General features: G+C 34.6%; 19 protein-coding genes. 5 read left to right on the plus strand and 14 right to left on the minus strand.

The features are described from left to right. Positions 1-203 precede the first annotated feature (203 nt). From ACU8DI_RS11090 to ACU8DI_RS11100, 3 genes are all read left to right on the plus strand, one after another. Positions 204-3233 carry a ligand-binding sensor domain-containing protein gene (locus tag ACU8DI_RS11090; protein WP_447112843.1) on the plus strand — a complete coding sequence of 1010 codons (3030 nt, stop codon included), beginning with the start codon at positions 204-206 and terminating at the stop codon, positions 3231-3233. A 73-nt stretch (positions 3234-3306) separates the two neighbouring features. Next, positions 3307-3939 carry a response regulator gene (locus ACU8DI_RS11095; RefSeq protein ID WP_447112844.1) on the plus strand — a complete coding sequence of 211 codons (633 nt, stop codon included), beginning with the start codon at positions 3307-3309 and terminating at the stop codon, positions 3937-3939. A 198-nt stretch (positions 3940-4137) separates the two neighbouring features. Further along, positions 4138-7164 (plus strand): tail fiber domain-containing protein, encoded by a 3027-nt coding sequence (locus ACU8DI_RS11100; RefSeq protein WP_447112845.1) that lies wholly within the window; start codon positions 4138-4140, stop codon positions 7162-7164. 693 nt (positions 7165-7857) lie between these two features. On the opposite strand, the gene ACU8DI_RS11105 is transcribed toward ACU8DI_RS11100, so the two are convergent. From ACU8DI_RS11105 to ACU8DI_RS11155, 11 genes are all read right to left on the minus strand, one after another. After that, positions 7858-8625 carry a DUF6090 family protein gene (locus tag ACU8DI_RS11105; protein ID WP_447112846.1) on the minus strand — a complete coding sequence of 256 codons (768 nt, stop codon included), beginning with the start codon at positions 8623-8625 and terminating at the stop codon, positions 7858-7860. 212 nt (positions 8626-8837) lie between these two features. Next, a complete protein-coding gene (locus tag ACU8DI_RS11110; RefSeq protein WP_447112847.1) occupies positions 8838-9740 on the minus strand; it encodes a gliding motility protein GldB-related protein in 903 nt (300 codons plus the stop codon). A gap of 281 nt (positions 9741-10021) precedes the next feature. Next, the gene (locus ACU8DI_RS11115; RefSeq protein ID WP_447112848.1) at positions 10022-10402 is read right to left on the minus strand and encodes a hypothetical protein; all 381 of its coding nucleotides are present in this window, start codon (positions 10400-10402) and stop codon (positions 10022-10024) included. Positions 10403-10455: 53 nt separating this feature from the next. Beyond that, positions 10456-10923 (minus strand): hypothetical protein, encoded by a 468-nt coding sequence (locus ACU8DI_RS11120; protein ID WP_447112849.1) that lies wholly within the window; start codon positions 10921-10923, stop codon positions 10456-10458. A gap of 166 nt (positions 10924-11089) precedes the next feature. Next, positions 11090-12112 (minus strand): amidohydrolase family protein, encoded by a 1023-nt coding sequence (locus ACU8DI_RS11125; protein WP_447112850.1) that lies wholly within the window; start codon positions 12110-12112, stop codon positions 11090-11092. A 278-nt stretch (positions 12113-12390) separates the two neighbouring features. Further along, positions 12391-13317 (minus strand): DUF6624 domain-containing protein, encoded by a 927-nt coding sequence (locus ACU8DI_RS11130; protein ID WP_447112851.1) that lies wholly within the window; start codon positions 13315-13317, stop codon positions 12391-12393. Between the two features lie 289 nt (positions 13318-13606). Continuing rightward, the gene (locus ACU8DI_RS11135) at positions 13607-14293 is read right to left on the minus strand and encodes a hypothetical protein (RefSeq protein ID WP_447112852.1); all 687 of its coding nucleotides are present in this window, start codon (positions 14291-14293) and stop codon (positions 13607-13609) included. A 158-nt stretch (positions 14294-14451) separates the two neighbouring features. Then, on the minus strand, positions 14452-15552 hold the full coding sequence (locus ACU8DI_RS11140; protein WP_447112853.1) for a hypothetical protein: 1101 nt from the start codon (positions 15550-15552) through the stop codon (positions 14452-14454). A 207-nt stretch (positions 15553-15759) separates the two neighbouring features. Further along, positions 15760-16284, minus strand: a complete 525-nt coding sequence (locus ACU8DI_RS11145) for a DUF421 domain-containing protein (protein WP_447112854.1) — start codon at positions 16282-16284, stop codon at positions 15760-15762. A gap of 157 nt (positions 16285-16441) precedes the next feature. Then, positions 16442-17674 (minus strand): S41 family peptidase, encoded by a 1233-nt coding sequence (locus tag ACU8DI_RS11150; protein ID WP_447112855.1) that lies wholly within the window; start codon positions 17672-17674, stop codon positions 16442-16444. A gap of 153 nt (positions 17675-17827) precedes the next feature. Continuing rightward, positions 17828-18877: a redoxin family protein gene (locus ACU8DI_RS11155; protein WP_447112856.1), complete on the minus strand. Its 1050-nt coding sequence runs from the start codon at positions 18875-18877 to the stop codon at positions 17828-17830. Between the two features lie 484 nt (positions 18878-19361). Here ACU8DI_RS11155 and ACU8DI_RS11160 point away from each other — a divergent pair, with 484 nt between their 5' ends. After that, positions 19362-20360, plus strand: coding sequence for a quinone oxidoreductase family protein (locus ACU8DI_RS11160; protein ID WP_447112857.1), 999 nt, complete (start codon positions 19362-19364; stop codon positions 20358-20360). Positions 20361-20369: 9 nt separating this feature from the next. Further along, a complete protein-coding gene (locus ACU8DI_RS11165; protein ID WP_447112858.1) occupies positions 20370-21206 on the plus strand; it encodes an RNA polymerase sigma factor in 837 nt (278 codons plus the stop codon). A gap of 317 nt (positions 21207-21523) precedes the next feature. Here ACU8DI_RS11165 and ACU8DI_RS11170 read toward each other — a convergent pair whose 3' ends face one another. From ACU8DI_RS11170 to ACU8DI_RS11180, 3 genes are all read right to left on the minus strand, one after another. Next, positions 21524-22969, minus strand: a complete 1446-nt coding sequence (locus tag ACU8DI_RS11170; RefSeq protein ID WP_447112859.1) for an alpha/beta fold hydrolase — start codon at positions 22967-22969, stop codon at positions 21524-21526. 322 nt (positions 22970-23291) lie between these two features. Beyond that, positions 23292-24164, minus strand: a complete 873-nt coding sequence (locus ACU8DI_RS11175; RefSeq protein ID WP_447112860.1) for a cyanophycinase — start codon at positions 24162-24164, stop codon at positions 23292-23294. A 180-nt stretch (positions 24165-24344) separates the two neighbouring features. Beyond that, entirely contained in the window at positions 24345-25232 is an 888-nt protein-coding gene (locus ACU8DI_RS11180) for a carboxypeptidase-like regulatory domain-containing protein (RefSeq protein WP_447112861.1), read from the minus strand. Between the last annotated feature and the right edge of the window lie 133 nt (positions 25233-25365).

Consider the following 25365-nt stretch of genomic DNA (forward strand, 5'->3'; position numbering starts at 1 on the left):
ACCATCAAATACCGGGTAACTCATTGGAGCGTTTTGTTACAGAAAAACAAGATAACTGAAGTATAATTTAACTATATTAAAGCAATATCGAACTTTTAAATAGCAATTTGGGGACTTACCAATATAGGTTACGGATATTAAAATTGTTTGCTCTTTGTTTGTGCATCTCTTTTGTGCAGCTCAGTGCTCAAACGTTATCTCAAATGGAGCCATTATCCATCAATGAAGGTTTGCCATTTAGAGATGTAACTTCTGTAGCTCAGGATAGCCTCGGATTTATGTGGTTTGGAACGTCTCAAGGCTTGATAAAGTATGATGGCTATTCTTACAAGCAGTACAATAGTAATCCCAATAATCCCAACTTTATTAGTAAAGAAATACTAACACGACATAATACACTGTATCACCATCCTAATTTTATATGGTATGTTGCGAACAACACCTTGTTTAGACTCAATATTGAGAATGATGTCATCCAAAAATTTGACGAAAAACAAGGTATCAAAGGCGGTGTTATCGAATTGCACATCGATCAAAAAAAACAGGTTTGGATTGTTTCAGAAAACCATTGGACGTCAGACAAAGAAAACACCCAGCAATACCTTCAGAAATTAGACACACAGAATACCTTTCAAATGATTGATAGTGTTAAAAGAGCCAAGCGAGAATTTACAAAACTGGTTTCCGACGGAAATCATAATCTATGGTGGACCACCATTCAAGGAGGAACACGATGTTATACTGAAAAGGGTAACCTACAAACGATATACAACATGGAATGGTGGGACCGTTTGAAGGAAAGCACCTCTACCCAAACTACAATATTACCGGCTTCAAATGAGCTATTAGATAAAATACAGGAGGAGCCCATTAACGAAGACACCAATTATGGTGGCAATGTGTTTTTTGATGGAAAAAATACAGGCTACTTCTTTCCAATTAATGGTGGAATTTATAAAAGGGATTCACTCTCAGCACAAACACTTAAAATCTTAGATACCTCAGAAAACATAACCAACGCCATAGAAGATCTTGAAGGAAATTTATGGTTCGCTGGCGATGTTTTTTTGTACAAAATGGATCGCAATGGAAAGGTAACCGATGTTAGTATGACGATGCAAGAGGTGCTCGATTTTACGAGTATCAAACAATTCTTTATTGACCACGACGGCCTCTTATGGGTGGCTACCGATAATGGCTTGGTGAAAATAAATATACAACCCAATGTTTTCAAGCAATTGTTTAGATCGGATGAAAAAGGTTGGGGGAATAGTATGCGCAGTATTTTTGAAACACAAGATGGCAGAGTTATCGCTATGTGTGAGCGGGATAAAATTCTTGTCGTTTTTGATGAAAGAGGGAATCAGTTAAAATCTCTTGAGTTATGGGGAACGTATCCAAAATCGGTAAACCCTTTATTTGGCGCACGATTTTTTACTACAGATTTGAATGAAGAATATGTGTACACCGTAAATGAATCGCTCGTAAAGATTCGATTGAAAGATGGGCATACTACCATTTTTCCGGAATTTACTTCAAGGTTGAATATCACAGGTCCCAATCCAATCACTACACTGAAAGATGGTAGATTACTATTCGGATTTACACTATCGAAGTTGACATTATTTGATCCCGTAACCGGTAAAAGTGAATTGGTTTTCAAAGGAAATTCGTACGAGAATATTCTGCATCTTAGATATTTTTTGGAAAGTGAACAGTCTAATAGGATATGGATAGGTACCATCAATGATGGTTTATTAAAAGTAAATCTAGATGGAACGGTAGAAAAGCATTACCACATTGGCTCAAACCCTCCGCTAAATAACAATAATATTATGACCATTCACGAGAGCGAGGACAGCAGTTTGTGGTTGGGATCATTTGGTGGTGGCTTGGCCCATTTGTTCCCTGATGAAAAACGAATTTTGATGTACAATACAGAACAAGGTTTGGCCAACAATAATGTTGTGGGTATTTTGCCCTTTGATCGTGACTATTTGGTGATTAGTACCTACCAAGGACTTTCACTTTTTAATTCTGAACTTGAAACTTTCCAAAATTTCTTTGAAGAAGACGGGCTTACGCATAATGAATTTAATTATACATCATTTCTAAAAGCCAGAAATGGCAGATATTATATGGGTGGCATGAACGGTATCAATCAGTTCAATCCTAAGGATTTAGTGGAAGAGGTGAGCGTCAAACCACTTCGATTTACAGCATTGACCCGATACAATACTAGGCAAAATGACGTGCTTGTGACCGATTTTACCTACAAAAACCCAGAACCTATCATCATATCGCCCTACGATCAATATTTTCAATTGAATTGGACCATCCCTAGCTATTTTAAAAACCATGCCAATCAATATGTTACCAAATTAGAAGGATTTGAAAAATCATGGTTTTTCCAGGGAACCAACCCGTATGTGCGCTACAATAAATTACCTGCTGGCGATTATGTGTTGAATGTTAAAAACCTAGGGGAGAACAACGGATTTCAAGAAAACAACTTGCAAATCCCCATCAGTGTACGCCCTATTTTTTACAAGACATGGTGGTTTATATTGTTGTGCTTACTAAGTATGGCCAGCATAATTTATGGGTTGTATCGACTTAGAGTTAGGCAATTGCTTGCCGTAGAACGATTGCGTTTAAAGATTTCGAGTGATTTGCACGATGATCTCGGGTCGATGTTATCGGGTATTGCCATGCAATCTGAACTTTTAGAGGTGAAAGCTAACAAGGATGAAAAAAGTAAATTACAGATGATTGCTAGATTGAGTCGCGATGCCATATCAAGTATGAGAGATTTGGTTTGGAGCATCGACAATCGGCGAGATCGCACCCAAGATTTGCTGGAGCGTATGGAAGAACTAGCCGAAGAACTTTTACTTCCAAAGGGTATACGTTTTCATATGGAAAAGGAAGCTCTTAATTTGAATAAAAAACTGTCGGTTACTATTAAACAGCATATTTTCTTCATTTATAAAGAAGCAATCACTAACGTCATTCGGCATTCAAATGCTAAAAATGTTTGGTTGAAAGTAGCCAATATAAACGGAAAAGGATTCATCTCTATTCGCGACGATGGCAGTTGTTTTATGGCTAAAAAGTCGACAGGATTGGGTACCTCCAATATGAAACTTCGCGCCAAAGAGATTGGTGCGACCATTGATTTTCAACAGGAAAACGGCTATGAAATTAAAATTGAATTGCCATTTATAGTATAAAAAAACCACATGAAGATGTTATTGTTTAACTTTTAGAAGTATTTAACTTTAGCATCTCTTTACTAATGAAACAATGAACCTTATCCATCTGGCCATAATTGAAGATGACGTATTGATACAAGATAGTCTGAGATCCTATTTTGATCAAATACCCAATACAACCATTGTGGTTGTATCCAATTCAGTAGAGTCGTTTTTAACTGATCTAAACCAGCTTTCCGTTTCTCCTTCTATTCTGTTGTTAGACATCAACTTACCGGGAATTTCTGGAGTCGAAGGAATTCCGCTGATAAAAAAAGTATGTTCAGCCATAGACATTATCATGCTCACTACGTTTGAGGAAACTGATATTATTTTTAAAGCCTTGTCAAATGGCGCGTGCTCATACGTATCTAAAAGAGTATCCCTTGAAAAAATTTCAGAGGCGGTGTCTGTAGTACATGAAGGAGGTTCGTATATGTCACCCTCAATCGCTAGAAAAATCGCAAACTTTTATATGCCCAAAAGCGAACGAGATAATGTGTTAACCAATCGTCAAATGGAAATTGTAAATGGTATCGTTGCAGGAAAAAGCTATAAAGCTATAGCAGACGAGTTGTTTGTATCGTTAAATACTGTTAGAAGCCATATCAAGAATATATACAACCTCTTAGATATCAACAGTAAGGCAGAGCTAATAAAGAAGTCTTTCAATAATGAACTTTAAGTACTGCTTCTAGTAAATCGAATGCAAAATTCTTCACCAGTAGCTTAGAATTTATCGAAATTCGCTTAAAATTGAGAGATTTCAACTAAAAAACCACATCATCATGTGGTTGACACGTGAATGGTGGATAGATATCTTTATACACATGATTTTTTTTCTGTATAACATGTAGAAAATCAGCATTTAAAAGATGTCATTATGAAATTAAGAAGTTTACAAGTTATTGTATTGGTATTGGCCCTGTTTAATTGTTTCATTGCTGCGGCACAAGTGGGTATTGGTACCACAAGCCCCAATGCACAGCTAGAAATACAAGCGAGCAACCAAGCGACGCCAGCAAACACCGATGGTATTCTAATACCGAAGGTAGACGAATATCCGGCGATCAATCCCACAGCCCTGCAAGATGGGATGTTGATTTATGCCACGGGTGCCGGAACCCCAGCTAAAGGATTTTATTATTGGGACAATGCCCTCACCACCTGGGTCCCTTTTGGGGGTGGAGGTACAGTTGAAGCGATAGATGATTTGTTGGATGGGAAGTCCGATAATACCTCGGTTTTTTTGGGCAATGGTTCTGGAAACGCTGACGATGGTTCAAATAATCACAACACTTCTGTTGGCCAAGTCTCAATGTTAAACAATTCGGTTGGTTCTAATAATTCAGCGCTTGGTTCTTATGCGTTAAAAGATAATACCAGTGGAAGTGATAATATCGCGGTAGGTAAATTCACTTTACTTTTTAACACGACAGGATCTGCTAACGTCGCCATCGGAAGTGAAAGTATGTTTTCCAATTTATCAGGTTCTAACAATGTGGCCATAGGAATAAATACGCTTGACAATGGTGGAGAGTATAATACCGCTGTGGGATCAAACGCCTCTGAGAGTGGAGGGAGGTTTTATACTACGGCGTTAGGGTATTACGCCTTACGATTTAATGGGGCAAATGATATTACTGGAGTCGGATCTTTTGCGCTGGCGAATAATTACGGTGAGGGGAATGTTGCATTGGGAGCATATACATTACAGACAAATACGTCAGGCGCAGAAAATACCGCTTCAGGATTCGAGGCCTTAAAGTTAAACACCACAGCCAATGGAAATACGGCTTATGGGTTTAAGGCATTAACTACCAATGAAACGGGCAGCTATAGTACGGCCATAGGTTGGAATGCACTTGGTAGTGTAAGTACCGCTGGTTTTAATACAGCAGTGGGTGCCGATGCTTTAGCTACCAATACCACTGGACACTCCAATACTGGCATGGGTATCAATACACTCTACTTAAATACAGAAGGAATTCGGAATACAGCATTGGGTATGGACGCCTTATTTTATAACACCACTGGAAGTAACAATACAGCGGGAGGATTTGGTGCTTTACGTCAAAATACAACAGGAGTAGAAAACACAGCCTTTGGTCATGGTGCTGCGTTTAACAATACAACAGCAACCGGAAATACCGCCGTGGGATATAATGCCTTGTATACAAACGCTACGGGAATCGAGAACAGTGCTTTTGGAAGGCAGGCCCTTGTGTTTAATACAGGCAGTAGTAATACAGCACTTGGTTTTCGAGCCTTATTTTTAAATTCCACGGGGACCCTAAACACGGCCACAGGGGTTCTTTCCTTAGAGAATAATACCACCGGTAATGGAAACACCGCTAATGGATATCTTGCGCTAAAAGATAATGTCACCGGGAACTATAATACCGCTATGGGGGAGCAGGCCTTGTCCTCAAACATGGGTTCCTACAATACCGCGGTAGGGGTGGGTGCTTCCTTTAATAATACTACCGCGAGCGGTAATACCGCCGTAGGAGGTGCTGCATTGTTTTCAAACAGCACAGGAATCGAAAACAGTGCCTTTGGGAGGGAGTCCCTTTACAATAATACAGGCAGTAGCAATACAGGGGTTGGCTATCGCAGCTTGTTTGCAAATACCACAGGGACGCTTAACACCGCGACAGGAGTTCTCTCTTTGTCTTCAAACACCACAGGTGCAGAAAACACCGCCACAGGGTTTGAAGCCTTAAAATTAAATACCACGGCCAGCGGCAATACGGCTTTTGGGTATCGGGCATCTGCCTCAAACACCACAGGTAATAACACCACTGCCATTGGACAAGGTGCTTTAGAAAATAATACGGCCGATTTTAATACCGCAGTAGGTAATAGCGCATTAAATTCAAATACTACGGGTTATTATAATACCGGAATAGGTAATGGCGCACTTTCTGCAAACATAACTGGTATTTCTAATACAGCTATCGGAGTGAACACGCTTCTTAACAATACAGGAGGAAACTTTAATGTTGCTTTTGGATATATTTCCTTATTAAGTAATACTACAGGCAGTTATAATACCGGTAGTGGATTTAAGGCTTTGTTCTCAAATACTACCGGTTATGAGAATACGGCTATGGGTGCCTTTGCCTTAGATGACAATACCATTGGCTATCAAAATACAACTATGGGTACTGATGCATTAGGGGCAAATACCACCGGTTACCAAAATACGGCTTCAGGGTATTTAGCTTTAAATGCGAATACCTCTGGTGGGTTAAATACAGCCAGCGGTTTTAGAGTTTTAAAATCAAATACCACTGGCGCTAATAATGCGGCTTTTGGTGGCGAAGCACTCAATGGCAATACCACGGGGAACTTAAATGTGGGTGTCGGGTATGGCTCAGGAACTGGAATCACCACAGGAAGTAATAATATCACAATTGGTTACAATGCGCAAGTGCCAGACGGTACGGCATCGAACCAAATAAAAATTGGAAATGCCAATATTACCTATGCCGGCGTTCAAGTAGCATGGACGGTTACCTCTGATAGACGCTGGAAAAATGATATCCGTCCGTTGTCTTATGGCTTGAATATGATTGAAAAATTGATTCCGGTAGATTATATCCGAAAGGATAATGAGAGCCAAACAAGGGAAATAGGTTTTATTGCTCAAGATTTGAAACAGGTCTTGCAAGACTTAAATTATGAAGATCAAGGACTCTTGTCTACTGACGACAAGGGGTTTATGAGCGTGCGCTACAATGATTTTATTCCGGTATTGGTAAAAGCTGTACAAGAACAACAAGCTCAAATTGAAGCATTAAAAGAAGAGTTGTCGGCCTACAAGGCATTGGAAGCACGCATTTTAGCCTTGGAAACGAGTTCATCAAGCGATGATGATACTAAAATTTTGAACACGAAGAAATGATGTTTGGATGCTATTTATGCCAGACTAGGAAACAAATGACGCAATAATAAAGTCATACAGTTATGATGAAATCTTGAACAAGCAAGGATAGGCTTGTTGAATTAGCAACAAACATGAAAGAAGTGGTTTAAAAATAGACCGATGAGAAGCTTGTTTGTTTGAATGGGCTTTTTTGTTTAAGCTAGAATATCTGGTTTTTTTGGCAGGATTTCTTCTGAAGAGGTATACTCTGCGGTATACTTTTATCTCAGGGTAATGTACCACGGCAACAAAACGGATGACCACGTAAAGGCTACGAGTAGTGCCTCGGCCAATCAAATCCCTTTTCTACAATTTAGCACAATTCAAGATCTAAAAGCTATTGACCATAATAGGCTCCTAAATTTCAACAAGATTTTTGTTTGGATAATTACGTCTGTTTTTAACGATTTCAGAGATTCTGTATTTAGTTTTAATTCTGGACGAATTATATGAATTTAACGGGTTTTTAGCGTGGCACAAAGCGAACTCGGGTATGGGTAATTGTCTGGGTTAGTACGTAACTTTGCAAGTACAGATCAAAGTGAAAATCGGCGAGCCACCTGCACACATTGCGAGTTGTGCGGCAGCAAACTTTCAGAAGTAGGCAAGAACCAGGTAATTGTTTTTACACGGTGTTGTACTTTCGTTATGTATTTGAGAAATGGAAAAAGGCTAATATTCAATTTCTACGATGTTATCTATTTCGGAAATGATATTCAAACCAATTATTTTTGCTTCTTTATAGGGTGCTATAATGCCCTTTTCTTGATTTACGGCTTGACTTACAATATTTCTGAATGCCACAGAATGATGCATCTTTTCAAATACATTTTCAATTTCTTCTTGAGTTGTTTTAGTGCTTTTTAATTGTTCAGGGTCCATCCAAATATATGCCATCACTAATGATCTATCAAGATCATAGGCCTGTTTGGCTTCTAAATTTTCTAAAAATTCATTATAACTTTTTTCTGCTTCGTGTATTTGGTACGTTTTAGCATAATAGTCGATAATTAAATTGTTTAAACTAGAACCATTTATTTTTCCTAGATATGGTGAATTTTTTAAGGCATCATATGCACTGGTATTGGGTTGAAGATAAAAGTCTACATAAGATGATAAGGCCCAACGCGTGTCATCAAAATTAAATGTCTTATTTAAAAAATTAAGTTGTTCTTTTTTACTCCGATTTACTATAAGTTCTCTTCTTTTAATGAGGGAGTCTAACACCTGAATATCTTCTTTAATGTTTTCTTTTAGACTAGATAAATATTGATTTAATCCTTCTTTTTCCTTTTTTCTCTCATTCCAATTATTAATAGATAATGCAATTAAAATACCGATAACCACAAGAATAATTTCTCCAATGGCGTACTTTAAATACTTTCCGGTCTTTCCTTCTGAAAGTAAGTTCTGTCTTATTTTTCTAAAGAATTTTATCATTGGTTATTGATTGGTTATAATGAAACTTAACGGTCTTGGCTCGGGTTTCGTTACGAAAATTCGGCGCACGATTGTGGCTGGATTTCCGACGCAAAAGCGCAAGCTGTTAAGCTCAAGTTCTTCAGTTGAGACGCCGACAGTAATTGGCAGGAATAAATAGTGTACTTAACTAACCAGCCGCAATGAATTATGCATGATGTTAGCTGTTGACTTTAGTCCATATATTTTTTCAAATATCCACTTTCTTTTAAGAATCTGTCGTAATCTTCAATATTCAAAATATGGTTTACTGCTAATTTTTTATCATTAGCTTTGTCAAAATAAGCTTTTACAATTTCGTATCCGATCCAATAACCTAAGTCATTTGGTCTATTATCTTTTCCACTCGTTTGATAAAGCCAATCCTGCATATCATTTCCATGCATTTTTCCAACAAATTCTCTACATAGTTCCTCTTTGTGTTCGTTCCCATACTTATTTGCTTCTTGATTTCCTTTTATTCCAGTAACTAATTCTGCGATAAAATCTGCCATTCCTTCTAGGATTGATTGTTGAAGTAAATTGGTTTGTCCTCCTTCTGGCCACTTTTGTTGAAAATGTATAGATTCATGTATTATCAATTCTGGAAGATGATCTAATGATGTCAATTTTTCCGCTCCAATTAACAATCCGTTTTCAGATGTTGTTCCTCCACTGTTAAACCGTCCAACGACAAAATACACAGGTGGATAAACTGAATACGGATACCAATACTCCAATGCATAGAAATATGGTTTGATTCTTTTTTCTACTTCTTTTATTTTAGCTTCAATTCCTCTGATCTTCTCATAATCTTGCTTTCGTCTTTTAACCATATTTAGCATCGAATCGGCATTAATTATTCTGAATTGAATAAAGCCTTGAAGTCCAACTGTTCCGTTTTTGATATATAATTCAAAAGGGTTTCCATTTGAACTATCCATAGAATCAAAAGCTTTCCAAAAATTTTCGATGTCAGAAGTTTCTAATTTAGCATCTTGTGGATCTTTTGGAAAAACTTTTTCTTGTGCAGTTAATTTAGTAAGACACAAAAATAATATTAAAACTGCGACAGTTGTTTTGTTTATTTTGTTCATTTTTTTTTCAGCTTGCAGGTAACATAAATGTGTATGGTTTGTTTCGGAATTTCAGCCTAGCGCTTTGCGCTTGGATAAGCTGATCACGGCGAAATCCAAAGGATTCATGAATACCAAAATATAAAATAGTTATGACATGAATATAATTCAATTGGAAAAAAAAGTCCCAAGCTGTTATACTCAAATTTTTCCGTTGAGACTAAGATAGTAATTTGAAGGAAATTTTCCTTGTCTTAACCAATTGAGCAATCAATTATACAAGTTGTTACATGCTGGCTTCTTTAATATTTTTCTCTATTCCTAATCGACCATATAAAATTATACAGGAATGTTATACAAGATATTAAATATAGAGTGTCAAACATCACAATTGAAATTGAAGCTGTTTGATCAAAAATAAAAATCAGTAAGATTATAGAAAGATGAGTAAAAGACAAAGCTTCATTTGTTGTATATTTCAAAATAGCTAATATTCCATATCCCATTAAAAAACTTGGTAGAAAATAAGCTTTAAGAAAAAATGACCAACCTGTTAAGTCCCAAGCCCAGCCAATAGTTTTATTTATTTCAATGTTTTGATTTCCTCCAAAAAATCCAAAAAGGACAAACAGAAATAAGGTCAGAAGAAACATTCTTTTTTGGACTAATTCGCTTAATGACATTTACATTGGGATTTTAAAGCTTTCATATAACTAGTTTTGGCCATAGCGTTTTTTCAAATTGCCAGTTCCCATTCTTTTTGAATTTTATTCAATTTGAATAAATAGGGAATTAGTAGAAGTAATTCTAATCTTATAGTGATATTAAATCCTTCTTGAAGAAAAGGCAATACAAGCATTGAGATTCCACATAATGCAATTCCAATTATTGCATCTATTTTTCCAATTTTCACAGCAAAATCTTTCTCAAACCATAATCCAAATGCAGTAATTCCTTTTAAAATTCCAATTGCTATTACAATTAAGCCATTTAATGAAAAAGGTTCATTAGTTTCAAATCCGTAAAATGCAAGAGCTGGTTTTACATTCGTAAATCCAAGAATTAGGCAAACAAAAGATAAGATTCCGAATAGCATAAAAATCCAACAGAATATTTTAATCCACCACGGAAGCATTTTCCGCCTTCTCGTTTTTATGTTTTCAAATTCCTCAAATGAGTTTTCTTTTGCAATAGTTTCTTCCATATTCGTCTTGCGGTTCGGTTAGTTTATATTACAGCCAACGATTCGGCTATGATTATTTACATGGGTTAGTAATTAAATTTGCAAGTAAATGCCAAGCTGAAAATTCCGGAGGATTTTCAGAAGTAAGTGAGAACAAGCAATTACTTATAGCCATTGCAGTAGATAGTTATTTTTTTAATCTCAAGAATCTTGCGGCATTATTATAAAAAATATCTGCCTTTTGTTCTTTAGTTAAAAAATCAGCGTTATTAATTATTTCAATTGACTTTTCTAGTAGTTCTGGCCAAATGAAAGTGTCAGACCCAAACATTATTCGTTTTCCAAATCCGGCACTTATAATTTTTTTTAGATGAAATTCGTAAAAATATTCACTTGGATATGCCCATTGAATCCCTCCTAAATCAATATAGATTTGTGGATAATGGTACATCATAGTTATCATTTCATCAATAAATGGTTCACCATAATGCATAACAGAAATACGAAGGCGTGGATATTTTTTTAAAACTTCTTCGAGCAACAATGGATTTGAATATGCTGCAACGTATTTAGGACTGAAAAGATATGGGCTTCCAGGGGCTCCCGTTCCCAAATGAATTGCAACGGGAATATTTAATTCCTCTGCCATAGCATAATAAGAATCCATCCTTGGGTCATTTGGTGCTATTCCAGCATATTGATTAGATATTTCGCCGAACACCATTATCTCATTTGTATTTATGATCGTTTTTAAACTTTCAACAGAAATGGTATCCCTTTCTAGGTTAAACTCTATACTCGGTATTATTTTATCTCCGAATTTTGTAGACCACTCTTTCAAAATAGATTGAGAGCCGCTTACTACTGGTCTTACATTAAATTTATTTAGTTGGTCTTGTATTCTTGAACTATAGTCTTCAAATGTTGTTGATGAATAAATTGGTGTTTTGCATCTTGGGCTTTTCAACGTAGAGTCCCAAACTTTTCCAAATTCTTCCTTTGGGTCAAAGTGTGGAACTAAATTTGAAAGAGGTAAACACAATGCTAATTTTTCAGGTGGCAATGTGTTATTGCTCTCTGCATGCATATGCATGTCTATTATTGGGCCTTTATACCAATTGTTATTTTCGGTAGTTTCTTTTCGTTCTGTATTTGAATGACAGGAAGAAAAAATTAAAAGTATCGCAATTATTTTGTGTAATCTCATCATTTTTAATTGTCTACATCGTAATTATGTATAATTCGTTGCGGTTTTACAACTCGCGTGTGCGGCTGATGTTCCGTGGGAAAAACGTGAGCTGTTGAACTGAAATTTTTCCGTTGAGACTAAGATAGTAATTTGTAGGAAATAATCTTCTACTCAGCCAAAAACAGCAATGAATTATGTATGGTGTTGTATGGCGTATTTATTCTTAAAATGTCATTTATGATTCAATCAAATATTTTTCATATCTAATACTTCACAGTTATAGATGAATTTAGAAAAAATTAATTTTTCTGTTCAACATTCCATTCAATATCAAATCTTTCTTTCAAATAAATACTTAAAGGACCTAATCCTATTTCAGCTCTTCGTTTATCAACATGTTCGGGTTCTTTAATCGGGTGAGGCAAACGTTTAGAATTTTCGAATTTCCATTGTGTTCCAAACAGCTGTTCTTTCCCTTCCTCTACTAGCAGGCGATCTCTCATCTTGGCATATCGTAGCGGTTGTGCTTCACCTTCTTTAAAAGCTTTCTCTAGCATAGGAAAATACTTAGATCTAATTTCATAGTTAGTGTGATTAATAATAAGAGCTGCACCAGCTGCTGCATATTCTGTAACGTTAGAAGCCGTCGGCCAACCATTTTTGTCTAGAAGCTCCAATAGTTTTTCAATATTTTCGTTACGATTTTTTTCTTCCATAGCAAGAATAGGATAGATTGCAGCTGTGCTAAAATAGCCTCCATTTTGCATGTACTTTTTTCTTTCAATATTACCTACATACATAAACCCTTGATCTTTGATAATCATTCTAAATAATTCCCGAGCAAATGGTTTATTTCTAATAGGTTCATTTGCTATTTCATATTTGCTTAACTGAGACTCTTCAATGTCTTTCCATCTTTGATCGTCAATTAAACTTAAAAAAGTTGGCTCATAAAGAACTTTTAAAGTTGAATCTTTTTTTAGTGCATAATTTAAATAAACGAATGCAGAGTCTCTTGCTTGAGCAGTCCATAAAAGCGCATAAATTGAAGCCATTTTATAGTGTGTTTCTGTTGACGTATTTTGTGCTAAGGCTGCGTAATGCTTTTGTAAAGCAGGCATAAGTAATCCTTCATTTTTCAAACTATCTGCTTGTCGAGAAAAATCTTGCCCGTAACTAATTCCAAATATTCCAATGAATAAACAGCAAATAAATATTTTTTTCATAATCACTAATTTTATATTCTCCTGCTAATTTATAAAGTTCAATGTTTTGTAATCATTAAATGCGTTAGACAAATGGTTTATTGCTGGATTTGACAATTTTGCACTGGAATATGACACACAAGGTATTGGTGTATGATAATGTTGCGGATTTACTGCAAGTGTGTGCGGTTGATGTTCCGCGGGAATAACGCGAGCTGTTGCGCTCAAATTTTTCCGTTGAGACTAAGATAGTAATTTTAGGAATAAATCGTCTACTTAGCCATCAGTTCGCAACGAGTTAAACACGTTGTTACAACCAGTTTTTTAATTCATATTCTCTTTTAGTTATAGATTCTAAAATTGTATTGTCAAATGTTGTATCTGTATTCTTTTGAAAATTTTTAAACCAACTTAATACTTCTTTTGCTTTGTTTTTTTTGTTATACATTTTACAAAGGTCAAAAAGTGTTGGTGCTACAGGATAATATGAATTTAGACTCATAATATAATCTACAATTCCAGTTTCTGATTCAGAGTGTTTAAAGAATTCTATGCCACAATTAAGTAGATTGTTTTTTAATGATTCTACGACTTTGAAATTATTATAATTAACTAAATCATACCATCCATAGTCTAAAAGCTCTTTGTTCCAGCATTCTAAATATTGGGCTGATCGCGTATGAATTATAAGTTTTCCAGAAAATTTAACACCATTTTCTTTATAATAATTTTTTAATCCATTTGATTCAATGCTTAAGTGAGGCATAAATTTGCAGACTATATTTCCGCTATTCATTCTTGTTTTTTGAAAATATATGATGTGTTGATAATCTCCAATATCACGTTTGAAAGTCAATTCCGATGCGAGTAATTTAAATCCGAATGGCTCTAATTCAGGAAGAACAAATTCGGACAATATTTTCCTAATTCTGTCACCCGGTTTTAAATCAGGGTATAAAAATTCAATTTTCTTTTTCTTTTTAAATATTCCAAACATTGTTATTTTGTAAATTGGTTGTAACAGTCTCGGCAATAAGTTTGCGTGATTTAGCGGTTAACTTTGCATGTACGCACCAAACTGATTATCCGCGAGGATTTTCAGAAGTGGGTGAGTAGAAGCAATTACTTATAGCCATTGCTTATACACCTTGTTAGTCACCGTATTTTTGATATTTCAAAAGGTCTTTTATCTGAAGTAGTCATTTTATATTGTTCCAAAGCCTCTTCCAGAGTAAGATCTGTTGACATATTTTCAATGAATGTCATAACTGATGTAAATATGAACGGTATGTTGCTTTTTGAATTAAAATCAGATTTTATTGCAATGTCATCTAATTGATCAGCATTCCATTTTTTTCTTATTCTGTTGGCACTCTCATATTTTTCCTTATTCAAATTTGGAAGCCATATTTTGTTATTTAGAGAATCTGGCAACAGGTGATGTCTATATTGCCAAGTTGAGTACACCTCAAAATTTCCTTTATCTTTATCATTTTGGAAATGCATGTAAGAAATTGCCTGTTCAGGATCAAATCGCCCCTCATTTACTGCCTTGCAAAGAATTGGTTCAAGATCAATTGTGCTTTTGTCACCGCTTCTTCTTTGAGATGTATGAACTAAAACCACATCATGATTTTGACCTCTTAGAGATTTTCTATAACCGAGCTCCATGTGAGAGGGGAAACCAAGAGAATCTGTTATTGCAAGAATCCTGTTCATATTTATCTTTCGATTAGCTTGAATCGTGTCATTATGAGTATCGTACATTGGTCTGAACAATTGATCTCTTTCCCAAATTGATTTGAATTCATTTCTTAATCTTGAGTCATATTCAGTCGTTCTTTTCTCTATAAAAGCATTCCAGAGGTTTTCATCTATATATGTATTGACGAAAATAGACCTTAGCAAACTTAAATCATCAGAATTATTTATGAGTAGTTGAAGGTTTAAATTCCTTTCATCTAAATTATTAGAGAGTTGATTTGAAAGTGCAGCATTATAAACATCAGGACCAAAAGGCTTTTTAATTTTTTTAAATGCCAATGAATAATATTTTGATGCTCCATCGAAATCACCATCACAAATTGCTATTTCAGCTTTATTAGTGAGGATGTGATATTTAGTGATTGCTTCATTATTGCAGTTACATTTCGTTAATTCAGTGATGGCAGAATTTTCAGATTTAATAGTCGTATCATTAGTGTTTCTACAACTTACTTGAATTGTCAGAATAAATATAATGATTGATATTCTCATTTTTTAATCTTATGGTGACTAACGTAATTGTGTATAATTTGTTGCGGAAATGTAGCGCACGCGTGCGGCTGGATTTCCGAGGGAAAACCTGCGCTTTTGGTTCAAGTCCTCCGTGTTTTAAATATAGTAAATTAAACTTAAGATTTTTAATAATTGTTCATTGCATGCAATAAACTATAAACTGTAAGGCACTGGCAAGTTCGCATTTTAAGGATTTCTTCTGACACCTTTCAACAATTCATGATTGAGTTCTGCTTTTTGGTCAGAAGTGTGTAATACTGAAATGTCTCCTGTTGACTCTAAAACAACAGCTCTTATCTGACTAAAGTCAATTACATTTGCTTCTCTGAGTTTTGCAATCAACTGAGATTTCTCGATCCTGGCATAATTAAGGTTGTCGTCCAATATTTCGCTGCCATCCATTAAAAGCAATGGCTTATTTGAAATTATTGAACTTAAAGATTTGAAAGATTTCTGAAGAGATGAAAATATATATGTTAGAAGAAGAAGGCTAGCTATGGCAACAGAGCCTTGTGCAATACTTGTACTTGATGTCAAAGTTGAAGATATAATACTACCGATAGCCACTGTAAAAGCAAAGTCATACGCAGTAAATTTCGCAAAGGATCTTAGTCCGATAATTCTAGTTATCACTATGATAACAATAAAAATTAAGAGACTTCCTACTAGCGTTTCCCAAATCGGATCACCTATGTCATATATCCATTCCATATTTTTTTCTTTTTGCTTGTACCTAACGTGTTTGTGTGAGCAGTAGCGGAATTTATGCAACTACTTTTCAGGTTGTAAGATACTTTAATTTAATGAAATAGCGGTTCGAGTAAGGACTCAAACCGCAATGAATTATACACAGTGTTGGAACACGTTTTTATTCGGCAATCTTATTAATCAGTTCAATTCCTTTTGCAAGAGTTTCGTCATTTTCTGTGGTTGTTTGCTTTACATAATTTGTAGGAACGTATTTTTCTCTTGGCGTTCCGTTAATATGATAAAGTTTTGCTGTCGATAATCGATAGCCAAATCTTTGATTCACAAATGAAAATCCGTTCATTTCGCCAGCCAATCTTTCCATTTCCGAACCTACGATTTCGGCTCTTTCCATTCCTTCAAATCCGATTGCAAGCCCTTCGCCCATACTTCCAGTCCAACGACCAACTAAAATAACAACTGGCTTTTTGTATTGGCTTCCTCTCGGACTTACGTACTCAACCCAAATTCTTTCGACTGTCGTATTTCCATCATATACTTCAATTGTACAATGTTTTTGATATGGTTTTTGTTCTTTGATAAATCTACTTAAAATGCCACGAGCCACATAAGAATTTCCGCCATCAACTGTATTTCTCAAATCTATTATCAGTCCTTTTGTGTTTTCCAATTGGTCGAGCGATTTATCAAACTCGCTTATCAATCCGTTATTCCCTAACGAATTGTTTAATCTAATAATTCCAATTCCGTTTTGTGTAATTGTATTTAAAAGTCCGTCATCTTTCTTGATTTTTATTTTATCCAAATCAAATTCGATGGTTTTATTATCGGTTAATTTTAAGCTCAAAACTCGTGGTTCATTATAACGACCTGCCAAAATTTTATTCGCAATCCATTCTCGAACTAATTTGGAATTTTTGTCATTACAATGCGTTGGAAATTGCTCAATTGCTTTGTCGAAACTTAATCCATTGATTTTTTTAATTTCTGCTCCAATTAAATTTTGGTCAATATTTTGGATTTGGGTTTGCCAAATATTTGAGATTACTGCTTTTCCGTTCTCAATTTTAATGTAGATTGGCGAAAACAAGCGAAATGATGAGTTACGGTTTGTATTTAAAATCAAATGACTATCATAAAACTCATCTAATAAATACTCGAAAAAAAGTACTGTTTCTTCTTCTGTATTAAGATTTTCGATTTGGCTTTCATAATGTTCTCGGATACAATCCAAATCCACATTTTTCTCATTGAGATAAACATAGTTTTGGGAAATATCAGTCAAAATTTCGTTCAAATCTTCTTTGATTTTTGTCCTGTCGATGGGATTTTCTTGCGACTGAACACAAGAGAAATTCAAAACAGCTATTAAAATAAAAATCAGATTTTTCATTGAATAACGATGTTTTTTTTCAATGTGTGGTAACGTAATTGTGTATGGTTTGTTGCGGTCAAGTACGCTGTTATTTTTCCGCATTTACAATATAATAAAAAGTACACAAAGATCGTCGTCTTAGCCATCTACAGCAAAGAATTATACACAGTGTTACTTGCTGGCTTTTTCACTTACTATTCTTTCAATTTCTATTATCGACAAGTTTACACCTAGAACAATTCCGTTCTCATCTATTAGATAATTGAATGGAATTGCTTGAATTCCAAGTTCGTTATTTACTTTTTTTTCTATATCGATTAAATTAGTCCAAGTCAGGTTGTCTTTTTCTACAGCTTTAAGCCAATCCGGTTTATTATCATCAATCGAAACGCTTACAATATCAAAATTTTCTTTCTCAAATTTCTTTTTAAGTTCTCTCAATTTAGGATGTTTAATTCTGCAAGGTGCACACCAAGATGCCCAAAAGTCAACTAATGTTATTTTTCCTGAAAACGAAGTGATGTTAATATCTTTGTTTTTTGTATTCGGTAAATTAAATTTAAGAAATGGATTATTTATACCATAATTGTCAAGGTTAGCAATTCCCATTTTAAACATTTCCAAATCATCTTTATATTGTTTAGATGTGTCAATTTTCGAATAAAGTTCAAGAAGCTCATTTTTTGATAAAACAATTTCTATTAACGCATTTTCTCCTAAAATTGTTCCGCTTAATGGATGATTTTTATTCTTTTCAATAAAGGATTTAAGTTTCTCATAAAGTAGAAATTTAAAGTTTTCTTTGTTCTGGTTTGCTTGATAAAATTCTTTGTATTCGTTTTGAATTTTAGCAGAGTAAGAGCCTTTAATATCGTTTATTTTTAGAACATTCAATGGTTGTTTATTATTAATGATTTTTTCGTAATGTGTTTGAATTGAAATGTCGCTATTTTCGATATAAATTTGAGCAATTGTAGTATACCCTTCTAATTTTAAACTTCCTTGAATTGGTCTTTCAACCATTCCGTTAAATTGAAAACTGTTGTTTTCAACTTTTGTACTATCATTTATCTCTCCATAACTAAGATAGATGTAATCGGAATAATTTCCATCTATTATTCCAGTTAGATTAAATGATTTTTCTTTTTCTGTATTTTTTTCTGATTTGTCATTGCAACTTGCAAAAATTAAAATGACAAAAATTAAGGCAATGTTTTTCATAGATTGGTTTTAGCTTGCAGGTAACGTGTTCGTGTATAGCTAGTTGTGTGATTCGTTTAGTAAGATAGCAAAAAAACGTAATAGGAGTAGAGTGGAATTCGCTAGAATTCCGCGAGCGTTCTTTAACTCACAATTAGCTATACACGTTGTTGTACACAGTTTTTATTTCCCAAGTCAATGAAATAGGTGCTTTCCATTTGTTTTCAGCTTGGTTTTTGTAAAGCACTTTTCCAATTTCCATATTCCAGCACTTTTGAGGACAAACCACAAAGTAACTCAAAAGTTATCGTGCAAAATGTTGCTTTCTGAATGTAATGGAACACTCTTTTTTGTGTTGGTTTTAGCGTTGGCGTAAAAGTGTGTGGAATGGCAATTGTAAGCAAAGTGTTGATTTTATTGATGTCTCTAAATTTATTGAAGTTTTTTCATCCGTTTCTGTCTGTTCGATTGTCTAAAGAGTATAAACCACAAAATTATATTCAAGATGAAAGAAAAAATGAAACAAGTCCAGCTGCAAGATTATGGCTCGCCAGATGTTTTAGAGTTGGTAGAAACCGAAATCCCAATCCCAAACGCTGGTGAGGTTTTGGTAAAGGTTAAAGCAATTGGTGTCAACTATTCCGATATACTTCGAAGAAAGAACACGTATTTTCAAGAAACGCCGTTGCCATTCGTTTTAGGTACTGAAGCTGTTGGCGAAATAGTCAAAGTAGGCGATGGTGTAACTATTCCTTACGCTGTTGGCACAACGGTTTTAGCTATTTTGCCACAGGCAAGTGGATATTCCGAATACGTTAATGTTATCGCCCAATATTGTGTTCCGTTACCACCTGAAATGGATGCGCAAAAAGCTACAGCAATTTTCGTTCAAGGTACTACAGCCCAATTAATGATTTCACAAGTTGCTAAAGATGTAAAAGGAAAAACAGTTCTTGTTAACGCATCGGCAGGTGGCGTTGGTTCGCTTTTGGTACAATTAGCAAAATTAAATGGTGCAACTGTTATAGGTGCAAGTAGCACTGATGCAAAGCAGGAAATCTCTAAAAAGTTGGGTGCTGATTTTACAGTCAATTATTCAAAGCCTGGATGGTCAAATGAAGTCAAGAAATTTACAGAGGGCAAAGGTGTCGATATTGTTTTTGAAATGGTCGGTGGCGATATTTACAATGAAAGTTTGAAGTGCCTAATACAAGGTGGACAGATAATTGTCTTTGGCTGTGCAAGTGGTATCCAGGGTAGCATTCATCCAGAATTTTTTGTTGATAAGAGCATCACGCAATCAGGTTTCAATTTGGCATACTTTATCAATCATAAAATGGGCTTATGGCAACAAGCATTGGAAACTGTTATCGGCCTTTTGGTACAGCAAAAATTAGAAGTGAATGTTACACGGTACTCTTTAGCGAAAGCGCAACAAGCACATCGGGATATTGAGAACAGGAAAACTATGGGAAAAGTGATTCTTACAACAGATAATTTTTAATTTTATAAAATGAAAAGTTCTAATGAAGATTTGTTAATGGATGCGTTGAATGGAAACATCAACGCATTTCAATCTTTGTTTGCGGAATTTCAACCGCAACTCAAATCATATCTATATCGTTTATTGGCAAATAGAAATGATGCAGAAGATATTACGCACGATACTTTTATAAAGGCTTACGACAAACTAGAAACTTTTAAAGGCGAAGCATCATTAAAAACTTGGGTTTTTCAAATTGCTACAAGCATTGCTTATAACTATTTGAAACGTAGAAAAAGATGGGTTCCTGATGTTTCCGAACAAGCAAAAAATTTGGTTCAAAGTAATGCTGATTTAGCGGGCAGAATTGTAAAAGTTTCACAAACTTCTGAATATGGGAAGTATGAAATAAAGGAACATATCGACACCTGTTTTACCTGCATTTCCAAAAATTTGCCAATTGAAAATCAAATTGCCTTGATACTCAAAGATATTTATGATTTTGCAGTAAACGATATTTGTTTGATACTTGAAAAAAGCGAAGGAACTGTGAAGTACCTTTTACAAAATGCTAGAGGTTCAATGAGCGACATTTTTGATAATCGTTGTGCGTTGGTAAATAAAAATGGTGCTTGTAACCAATGTTCAGAACTGAACGGATGGTTCAATCCAAAACAAGACCAACAAGAAGCAGTTTTAAAATTGCAATTGGTCAAAAAGTCCAAAAAGTATAATCGAGAAGAGTTGTTCAAATTGAGAACTACTTTGGTTAAAGCTATCGACCCCTTAAAATCAGATGGTTTCGAGTTACAGGATATTTTATTGAAGTGCAATCAGATGGCTATGGGCGAAATTCAAGTTGAATAAAAGTTAAGATTTAGGAAGTGTATAAAATTTTGTGATTGGCAGATGTGTTGGGCAAAATTTTATATTCTTACTTGAAGTTGTTCCGAAATTTTCTGAAAACTTTTATTGCACAATTATTCTTAAATAGTGTCAATTCCGATATGTTAATTGTCCAGATTGCGGTTTGTTAGATATTGTGTATAACGTAATTGCGTATGATTTGTTGCGTTATTTAAGCAACTAATTCAGCAAATACAAACCGAATAGAAAATCCGCGAGGATTTTCGTAAGTAGGCTAGAACTAGCAATAAATTATATACGGTGTTAGCCACAGTTTTTTATTCGAATGTAACTGGTTTTAGTTTTATTTCGCTAATATTTAATTCTTTTCCTTTAAAAAATTCAAGTACTAAATCTCCGATTACAGGTGATAGCATATATAGATTATGTCCAGCATTGTCGATTATAATATGTTGTCCGTTTTTAAATGACTTGGCAATCTGAACAGCAGATGATAGATAAGTCCGACCATCCATTTTTCCACTCAATAGTAATGCCTTTACATTGTTCTCTTTGAGTTTTCTGAATTCTTCGGGAAGATGAAAGTAATTAAGTTCGTCTATCCAATCCAACATCAAATAATTGATACCATCTCCAAGTAATGAAGTTTTCAATTGTTTTCTGATTTCTTTTTTTCTTGTATCGGACGCACCACTATGCATATCCATTGCAAAGGACATTGGGTTTTCAGGTTCTGAAATAGATTGCTTTATTAGTTTTATCATTGGTGCAATTTCAGAAAAATTACCATTATGCAATTCTGAATATAATTTGGGTATTTTATTTGATATAGAAGGGTCTCTTAAATAGATTGCTGTGATTGCAATTTGTAATTCAAAGTCAGATATTCCTACTTTTATTTTTTTTCCTTTGTCATCTTCTATTTCCACAACTACAGGTTCTTCTTTGAGTCTTTTGTGAACTTCGATTATCTTATTTTTTAAATTAGGATACTTGGGACTCATTCCATAATTATCTTTTGCACGCTCGCATATTTCGTTTAAAAAAGCATCTGTTTTTGACGGTAACCTTAAAGTTTCATCAGGACTTTCTAAACTTGCCAAGACCATTTTGTCAATATTCTCTTCAAAAAGCCTTATGTATTCAAATCCCAAATGTGAACCATAGCTAATACCCCAAAGTGATATTTTACTCACATTAAGTACTTTTCTCAATGCATCTAAATCTTTTGCACTTTCTGTTGTGTTGTAAGCAGACAAATCAACTTTTTCAGAATCCCAAAAAGCTTTGCATTTTTTTAAATTGTCAGTTGTTATTTTTAAATAATCATCTTTTGTCAAAGGTTTGGACATTGGAATGTTGAGTTTTACCGGACAATCAATTAATCTATCGGACATTCCTGTTCCTCTTTGGTCAAATGCGATTACATCTGCAACTTCACGTAATTTCATAAACAGTTCAAATCGTTCATATTTGGCGGTTTCCGAGCCAGAACCTCCAGGTCCACCAGATAGATAAACAATTGGATTTGATGGATTTTGATTTGTACTTTTAAATCTTATAAAGGATAATTGAATAGAATCAGAAGAGGAATTTTCTCTATTTTCCTTTACCATAAATGTTCCCCTTTCTGCCTGAACTGTATCGCTTGAAGCTGTTATGAATTCATAAGGTTCAATTTTAAGTTTTTGCCCAAAAATGGAATTTTGATTTAGCAGCAATATTGTTATAATTAAAACTTTGAAAGTGATTTTTTTTAGCATTATTCGATTGTTTATTCTTGTGACGAATCTAAAGCCGAAATGTTACTTTAAATTGTGGCTAACGTCTCAGTGTATGGTTTGTAGCGGAAATGCAGCGCACGTGTGCGGCTGGATTTCCGAGGAAAACGTGCGTACTTGGCACAATTTTCCGTTGTTTAAATATAGTGAATTTTACTTAAGGATTTTAATAGCTGTTCATTGCGAGCAATGAACTATACACGTTGTTAGCTACTGTGACTATGCATAATGTTCAATTCCGAATGACTTTTCTATCTCTTAAATTATATCTATCTNTGTTAGCTACTGTGACTATGCATAATGTTCAATTCCGAATGACTTTTCTATCTCTTAAATTATATCTATCTCCGCTTTTTAAAAAATAGAATAATTGATTTTTATTCGGCAATTTTTTTCGAGTATCCTCATCAAATGGATTAGACTCAATAGACCAAAATGATTTGTCGTAGATAATAACATAACTTTCTCCGATGACCTCGAGAATATCTCCTTTGACTACAATAGCTGTACTTTCATCAATTCCGACACCCAAAAGTTCAGGTTTATTCTCAAGAATTGTAAACATATCAAACTGTCTATTTCTGCTTAACACATGTTGGTCAATAGCAATATTTGAAATAAATCCGAATCCGATTTCGTGGTCTCCCATCATTATTTGATTGTTTCTTGTATCTCCTCTTGCCAAATAGGAACCTTGAATAGTTGCGCCTGCTGACGAACCTGCAATCACGCCACCTCTGTCCAGTAATTTAAGTAGTTCTTTATGTACTCTGGTGTTTAAATAACTGTCAGCTATTCTCCAATGTCTACCACCAGTAAAATAAATACCTGTGGCTTCTTTAATTGGTTTAACAAAATCATCTGTATTTACCTCTATAGAATCATTTGAATGTAGAATAGTAAAATTAGGTATACCATATTCTTTGAAGTTTCTTTTTAATAACAATGTGTCTATTTCATTGTCTTTAACAAACGCAGTTGGTATAACCACTATTTTTGCGGAATCTCCACCAGCTAGTTTCCGAAATTCTTTCATAATGCTAGTGTGTCCAATTTCTCCTCCACCAATCGCTATAAGCGTTCCATTTTTATTTCCAGTAGATACTTTATTTTCCTGTGCAATATTCTCAATAGGTAAGAATAATGTGATAAAAAGTAGGAATAGTATTTTTAACATTTGTAGTTCTTTATTTTTCTTCGTGAGTTTTTAGGTCATTGTAGCTAACGTAATTGTGTATGGCTCGTTGCGGAAAATCAGCTATGATTTTCCGCCGTAACCGAAAGATAGTAAATTGCAATGAATTCCGATTAGGAATTCAGCCGCAATGAGCTATACACGTTGTTACCACACGTATTTTTAATCAGTTAGTGTTAGTTCCATCGCAAGTAATCCATATTTATCTTTATATTTTTTCGGACTTCTACTTTTCCAAATTTTCTGCCATTTTCCAGAAATGTAAATCATACTATTTTCTCCTGTTTCACTTGGGATAACTCCAAATGCAGGTTCGTAAGATGTTTTCTTTTCCTTTTTTTTGGTTTCAACCCACTTTACTTTAAATTCATATTTGTTTTCTTCTATAATCAACCATTCGATTGCGATAAAAAGTCCGTCTTTTGGGAAATAAATATCATATTCAGATAAATCAATTTCCGTAAGTTTTTTACCTTTTTTAGCAATTCCGATTATATTTTTATCATAAAGAAAAGCACTGGGTTCTCCGTTTTCATCTTTTTCATATATCCTAATGTTAAACTTCGCATCTTTAATGTCACTCGTGGTTCGAATTTTTATTGATTTTAAAAATCGTGTTTCGTTAAATTTTTCTTCATAGGGAAAGTATCTTGCCAGTATCCAAGGTTTAGTCCAACAAGCCATATTTAAATCAATGTCTGACTCCTTGAATTGTCCAACTATTAATTCTTTTCCTAATTTATTTGAGATTAAAACTTCTTCTAATTCTGTTATTTCAGGACTTAAATGTACTTTTTCTGTGTTAGCTTTAAAGTTTACTTTTTTTGTTTTAAATCCTATTGCGGAAAAAATCAAAGTTTTGTCTTTTAAAGATTCGTTAATCTCGAATTGTCCAATTTCGTTCGAAGTCGTTCCAATATTTTCGTTTTCAACCCAAATATTCACATAGGGAATTGGTTCTTGAGATATACTGTCAAGTACAGTCCCTTTCGTTTGGCTATAAATTAGATTTACAAACAGAATTAATGTGACAAACAGGATTTTTTTCATATGTGTGGTAACGTAATTGTGTATGGTTTGTTGCGGGAATGCAGCGCACGCCTGCGGCTGGATTTCCGAGGGAAAACGTGCGCTGCGCGAACTGATTTTCCGATTTATATTTTAATAAATGTAAGAAAAATTC

The sequence above is a fragment of the Psychroserpens sp. BH13MA-6 genome (genome assembly GCF_052983595.1).